The sequence below is a fragment of the Mesorhizobium sp. M6A.T.Ce.TU.002.03.1.1 genome (assembly GCF_003997275.1).
GTDB lineage: Bacteria > Pseudomonadota > Alphaproteobacteria > Rhizobiales > Rhizobiaceae > Mesorhizobium > Mesorhizobium mediterraneum.
Genome location: NZ_RZTI01000015.1, coordinates 45,689 through 51,854, shown reverse-complemented (window position 1 = coordinate 51,854; position 6,166 = coordinate 45,689). Strand labels below are relative to the sequence as shown.

The following is a 6,166-nucleotide window of genomic DNA, read 5'->3' as shown; positions in this document are numbered from 1 at the left end:
CCCAGATTCGGGTCGGCAGCAGATAGAATCCGGCGGTGGGCGCCAGCGATGTCGCCATCACCGCCACTACGAAGCTGCAGAGAATTATCGGAAGAAGTGTCGTCAGCCAGCGCTTCCCGATGTAGCGATAGATTAGGAACATCAGGATTGGGGCGAAGATGTAGTACTGCTCCTCTACGGAAAGCGACCAGGTGTGCAACAGTGGTCGAAGCGCGGCATCGATCGAGAAGTAACTTGACGTTTTCCAGAAAAAAACGTTCGACCAGAAAGTCGAGGCAGCTATGATGCTAAGACTGAATTCGCGCAGATCCGATGGCAGAAGAATGAACAATGCCGCAATGCAGGTGAGAAGCATCACAAAGACGAGAGCCGGCAGAATGCGCCGGGCACGGCGCCAGTAGAAGTTGACGATCGAAAATTGGCCGCGTTCAAGGTCATCCAAGAGGCTTCCGCTGATTAGGTAGCCGGAGATGACGAAGAAGATATCGACCCCGCTAAAGCCACCCGGGATCGCCGAAATTCCGAAATGAAAGAGTACGACCGGAAGTACAGCAACAGCCCTAAGGCCCTCGATATCGCGCCTATATTGCATCCAGCGGTTCCTTTGATTTTAGATCAGGGCGAGATTGGAGCTTTCAATCCCCGGTAGGAGTGCTGCCAAGATAAGGGACGGTATCAGCCACCTTTATCCGTCCCGAATGTTCTGTAAGTGGCAACTGGTATAGAAGCACGATCGCCATCGCCGGACTTGACGGCCTGATTGTCGAGCAGATCGCGCGGATCGTTGACCATCACGGCCAGGTTATATCCTGTCGAACAACCAAGCGGCTGTTTGAAGGATTCTTCATTGGGTAAAGCACCATATGAGGGACAGACCGGCGGACGGGCGTGATAGACAATCGCCTCAATTCGCACTGAGCCGGCGTCGTGTTGATCGAGCAATTGAATGTTGTCTGCTTCGATTGCCAACTGCCTGGCCTGATGGGCTACCCGTGCGCTGAGCTGGGGCGAACCGCTGATGAGGAGGTGGAGGGCATCGAACCGGCCGCGACTGGCCTTGTCTAGGAAAACACGCAAACGCTGCCGTTCGGAAGCGCGCAGGCTTTGCAACGTCAGGACGGTGGTCTCCTCTCGGACAAGCATTGGTGCCGATGGTTCGACATCAACTGGCGTAGTGCTGGTGCAGCCACTTACGCTTGGTGCCAGAGCGACAAAGAGGATTATAAAACGCAACATCATTGGACGACACTATTCGATGATGAAGCCGAGACCGCCCTGGGCGCTTGGCGCGCCCGCACGGATAGCAGCGCGGTCTCGCGGGGGACTTGCCACGGAATTCGTCGGAGCGCCCCCTCCGTTCAAAGCCGGTGCCGCCCGCTCGGTAGGTGCGCTCATCTGGTTTGGGTTGGAGCCTGGTCTTACAATGTAAGGCGTAACTAGAATGACCAGTTCTGACTCCTCTTTTTGAAACGAGGACGAGCGAAAAAGCGGTCCCAGGATCGGCATTTCTCCGAGCCAGGGAAAGGCCCTGACATCATTGTTGACGTTCCGCCTGATTAGACCGCCGATTGCGAAGCTCTGCCCACTGGCGAGTTCGACGACCGTATCGGCTCGGCGCGTGGAAACTGCCGGCACGGAAATTCCGTTGATTTGCACGGCACCTTGCGTCGACAGTTCACTGACTTCGGGCGTTACGTGAATGTTGATTTGATTGTTGCTGAGAACTGTCGGCACAAATTCCAGACTGACGCCGAAGTGACGGAATTCAACCGATATCTGCCTGTTTTCCTGCAGGACAGGAATGGGAAATTCGCCGCCAGCGAGAAAGCTGGCTTTTTCACCCGACATGGCGGTGAGGTTCGGCTCAGCCAGGACGGAAGCTATATGCTCCTTGGCGAGCGCGTCGAGAACCGCGCTGACGTTGACGGCACCGTTGTCGAATCCGATTTCTGCTGTACCGCCACCCTGGGTTGAACCAGACCCAGCGCTTGCACCGCTTCCGCTTAGAACGCCCACTTTGAAATTGCCGATTTGACCGAAGGCGGACAGGTTGACGCCGAGTGACTTCATGGCGCTGCGTGAGACTTCGGCTACGCGCACGCTGAGGTTAACTTGCAGGGATCCAGCGACCTTGATGTTGTTGACGACTTGCGCTCCGTCGCCCAGATATTGCTCAGTGACTCTTTTTGCGGTGTCGGCGACCTCTGCGTCGGGCGCTGTCCCGCTAAGGATTGCGCCGCGCGGCGTATAGTTGACGCGGATGGGATAGTCGCCGACCTGCTCCCGCAACATGGCGCGTAAATCCCCGATCGGTTGCGTGACAACGATACGCAATTCGGCGAGAGGCTCGCCGTTGCCATCCAAGGCGAATAGGCTGGTCCGCCCCGATTTCTTGCCAAAGACGAAGATTGTTTTGCTCGATGGTGCCTGAAAATCCGCGATCGCGGGGTCAGCAACAAAGATGGTCGTGGCTGGCGCGGGCAGATGAACGGTCTCCCCGAGCGAAGAGGAAAGGGTCAGCGTGGCGTTGATGCTATTCGAAGCCGCACGCGGCGCGCCTTTGTCCTGCTTGTTTTGCGCCGCGACACCAAGTGGGAAAGTCACAATAAGCGCACAGAGGAGATGGCCCAGGTAACGGGGCACTGCAGGTCTAGGAACCTTGATGGCGATCGCCCGCCAATTGAGCGCAGGGCAAGGATGTTGAAGGATCAGCAAAATAGATCTTCTTTCGATTCGACAAACTATGCGGATGACGCGTCAGTCAATTCTAGAATGTAACCAATGCCACGGATGGTCTTGATCCGTGGCGTTGCACCTGATCTGGTCAGATGTCCACGTAAACGATAGATTCCGACTTCAAGCGCGTTGGCAGACACGTCGTCGTTGAACGAATAGAGGTGATCTTCCAACTGCGCACGGGGCACGATGCGGCCTGCCCGGTTAAGCAGATGCTCTAGAATACAGAGTTCGCGACGTGCGATCATCATTGGGTGCCCAGCAACGAAAACCTGTCGGGCGACCGGATCGAAGTTGAGATTGCCAAATACGAGCCTCAGGTCGGTCATTTGTGTCGCCCGGCGCAGAATGGCTCTCATTCTGGCGATAAGCTCATCGGTAGAGACGGGTTTGAGCAGAAAGTCGTCCGCACCACCGTTGAAGATCGCAATTCGCTTATCGAGATCGTTGAGGCTGCTCATAATGACGGCAGGAACTGAATGCCCGTGGGTCCTCAACTGCCTCAGCCAACCCAAGCCATCGCCATCTGGCAGAGCCAATTCCAGCAGGAGAATTTCATAGCTGGCGCAAGAAAATGCACTCGAGGCCAGTTCCAGAGTACCAACGACATCAACGACGAAGCCGCCATCCCCGAGCGCAAGTCGCATGGCGCGCGCAAGATCCGCATGATGATCCACGAGCAGCGTTCGCATTTCATCTCCTATCGAAGAGGGACGGCCCATCGAACGCGTCACCGGCGGCCATCTGATCGGAGCACACGGCGCGCAACTCGTCGCAGCTCTCGGAACTGGTCCGAGTCGGAGGGACATGCAAGTCGCTCGGTGGCAATAGGCGCGGGTGAGGACCAACTGGCGGGCTCAAATACGCCGGTCGGCGAACCCACGACGCCAGCAACCCGCGTGCGATTTCTCGTTGCATCATCTCTCCTACGTGCAGCCCCTACGCTCGCAAGGCAGCGTCGCGGCTCAGAGCCCGATTCCCACAGAGGGTAGGGTTAGCTTTCGAGAAACTGATTGAACAAATCGATTATTTGGATCAAATGCATCCACGGTATGGATGCAGCGCCGCATCTTCAACGACTGCGGCGTCCTGATGGATTCTAGTGTCTGTCGTGCTCTGCTTTTTTCGCTGTCCTTCAAGGCTGGCGAGCCTGGTGGAACCTGCGCGTCATTGGCTGTGGTAGCTTGATGCTCAAAAATGGAGCGCCCCGCGGAAAGCCGCTCTCAGATTTCCAAAAAGCCTTGCTGGTCCAAAAGAGCACTTCGCGTCTCGACACCAAAATGGGCGAGGAAAACTGACGTCTGACAGGGATGTGTATGCAACAGCCGATTTGCGGCACCAGGAAACGACCGCGTTCAGGCTGGAGATCGACGACCAACGGCTCCTCGATTTCCGCATTCAGGCCACGACGATCGACCGCTTTCCAAGCTCTTCCTGTGCGGGCGGATGCCGGCAAACAGCAGCACAGGGTCAGGGAAACCGCGAGCGGGCCTGCTTGATCGCCATGATCACATTGCCGCTGTTGCGCGTGCGGACCGGAATGCATTCGGTCCAGCCGGTGGCAATTTCGGTCAGCACCATCGTCTGCACGAAGCTCCCCGACCAAGACGTGCCCGAATGCGCTCAACAAAGCCGGGCGGCGGATCTTTCCAATCGCCGAAGGTGCGGGCTTGCACCGAGCGGCGAACTGCCGAACTCATTCCTGCCCGGCGGCGCTGGCCGCCGCGAGCGACGATGCGGACCTCAGCCGCTCCGAAGCCTCCCACAACACGATGAGCGCCTCGCGGACATCGCTGCCGTAACAGCGGCTGCGGCTCTTGCCCGCAGACGGCCTCTGCTCACCGGTTCATAAGACGGATCGCGCGCGCTTGCGATAATAGCCGATTACCGCCCCGAACTCATTCAGAATGCGCCGCTTGTCAACGCCGCGATAACGCTCCACGATCGCCGCTTCAGTTCCGACCGTGTCGCCATGCTGAGCCGCGCCATACTTCCCCCGAACCGGAATGGCACGACCTGTCCAATGCGGCTCGTTGCCTTCCTTAATTCGCTGACCGGAAAGGTACCGGAAGTCGTCTAACGCATCTTACCCGCTGAAACAGCGGCAACACCTCGACCTCAATCGCAGATCTTAGGAAATAGACTATCCCGTGGGGGCCTGTGAGCATCCGTTCACCGGGTTTCCGTCATCGGCTGAGGCGAATTGCCACCATCGACCGTTATCGGATGGGCCGCGATACGTCGCCGTATCATGATTAGGGGGCGCACCTAGCGGAGCCATAGCTCTCCACCCAGCCATGTTCCCCTCGTTGGAAGATGTCCGGCGGACCAGAGGGGTGCTGTCCCGTCAGCTTTTCCTGAAGAGCGGCCAAGGCAATCCCTACCAATCCATCACCACCTTCCCCGAATTGCCGCTCTTCATCGCCTCGAAACCGTCGAGGTAGTCATCGACCCCGATGCGGTGTGTGATCAGGCCCGACACGTCGAGAGGACCCTGCACCAGCGCGATCATCTTGTACCAGGTCTCGAACATCTCGCGGCCGTAGATGCCCTTGAGATGCAGCATCTTGAAGATGACCTTGTTCCAGTCGATCTCGAAGCCGGTCGGCGCGATGCCGAGGATGGCGATCTTGCCGCCATTGTTCATGGTGTCGATCATGTCGCGGAAGGCGGGCGCGGCACCCGACATTTCGAGGCCGACGTCAAAACCCTCGGTCATGCCGAGCACCGGCATGACGTCGCGCAGCTTTTCCTTCGAGGCGTCGACGACATGCTGCACGCCGAGTTTTTTCGCCAGCGCCAGCCGCACCGGGTTGATGTCGGTGATGACCACTTTTCGCGCGCCGACGCATTGGGCAACGAGCGCGCCCATGATGCCGATCGGCCCGGCGCCGGTGACCAGCACATCCTCGCCGACAAGGTCGAAGGACAATGCGGTGTGGACGGCGTTGCCCAGTGGATCGAAGATCGCGGCAATCTCATCGGGCACATCGTCGGGGATCGGCACGACATTGTGCTGCGGGATCGCCAGATACTCGCCGAACGCGCCCGGACGGTTGACGCCGACGCCGAGCGTGTTGCGGCATAGGTGGCCCCTGCCCGCCCGGCAGTTACGGCAATGGCCGCAGACGATATGGCCTTCGCCGGAGACGCGCTGGCCGACCTTGTATTCGCTGACCGCGGCGCCGAAATCGGCGACGGTACCGACGAATTCATGGCCGGTCACCATCGGCACCGGCACGGTCTTCTGCGCCCACTGGTCCCAATTGTAGATGTGGACGTCGGTGCCGCAGATCGCGGTCTTCTCGATCTTGATCAGCACGTCGTTGGGGCCGATCTCCGGTACCGGCACCTCTTCCATCCAGATGCCCGGCTCGGCCCTGGCCTTGACCAGCGCGTTCATCATGTTCGACATCAGGATCTCCCTATT

The 6,166-nt window shown here is 58.4% G+C and carries 5 protein-coding genes; all 5 read right to left on the bottom strand.

All coding sequences use genetic code 11. The features are described 5' to 3' along the window. A partial coding sequence (locus EOC93_RS34660; protein ID WP_245461387.1) for an acyltransferase occupies window positions 1-592 on the bottom strand: 592 nt, incomplete at its 3' end. 83 nt (window positions 593-675) lie between these two features. Further along, window positions 676-1,239, bottom strand: a complete 564-nt coding sequence (locus EOC93_RS07380; protein ID WP_095486064.1) for a CpaD family pilus assembly lipoprotein — start codon at window positions 1,237-1,239, stop codon at window positions 676-678. Between the two features lie 9 nt (window positions 1,240-1,248). Further along, window positions 1,249-2,670: a type II and III secretion system protein family protein gene (locus EOC93_RS07375; protein ID WP_245461391.1), complete on the bottom strand. Its 1,422-nt coding sequence runs from the start codon at window positions 2,668-2,670 to the stop codon at window positions 1,249-1,251. Window positions 2,671-2,741: 71 nt separating this feature from the next. Then, the gene (locus EOC93_RS07370; RefSeq protein WP_095486062.1) at window positions 2,742-3,428 is read right to left on the bottom strand and encodes a response regulator transcription factor; all 687 of its coding nucleotides are present in this window, start codon (window positions 3,426-3,428) and stop codon (window positions 2,742-2,744) included. Window positions 3,429-5,116: 1,688 nt separating this feature from the next. Continuing rightward, the gene (gene tdh / locus EOC93_RS07360) at window positions 5,117-6,151 is read right to left on the bottom strand and encodes an L-threonine 3-dehydrogenase (RefSeq protein WP_127204241.1); all 1,035 of its coding nucleotides are present in this window, start codon (window positions 6,149-6,151) and stop codon (window positions 5,117-5,119) included. Window positions 6,152-6,166 lie beyond the last annotated feature (15 nt).

Bases quoted from the DNA above. Each gene is read 5' to 3' on its own strand.
- EOC93_RS07380 (WP_095486064.1), bottom strand. From the start codon at position 1,239: ATGATGTTGCGTTTTATAATCCTCTTTGTCGCTCTGGCACCAAGCGTA.
- EOC93_RS07370 (WP_095486062.1), bottom strand. From the start codon at position 3,428: ATGCGAACGCTGCTCGTGGATCATCATGCGGATCTTGCGCGCGCCATG.
- tdh (WP_127204241.1), bottom strand. From the start codon at position 6,151: ATGTCGAACATGATGAACGCGCTGGTCAAGGCCAGGGCCGAGCCGGGC.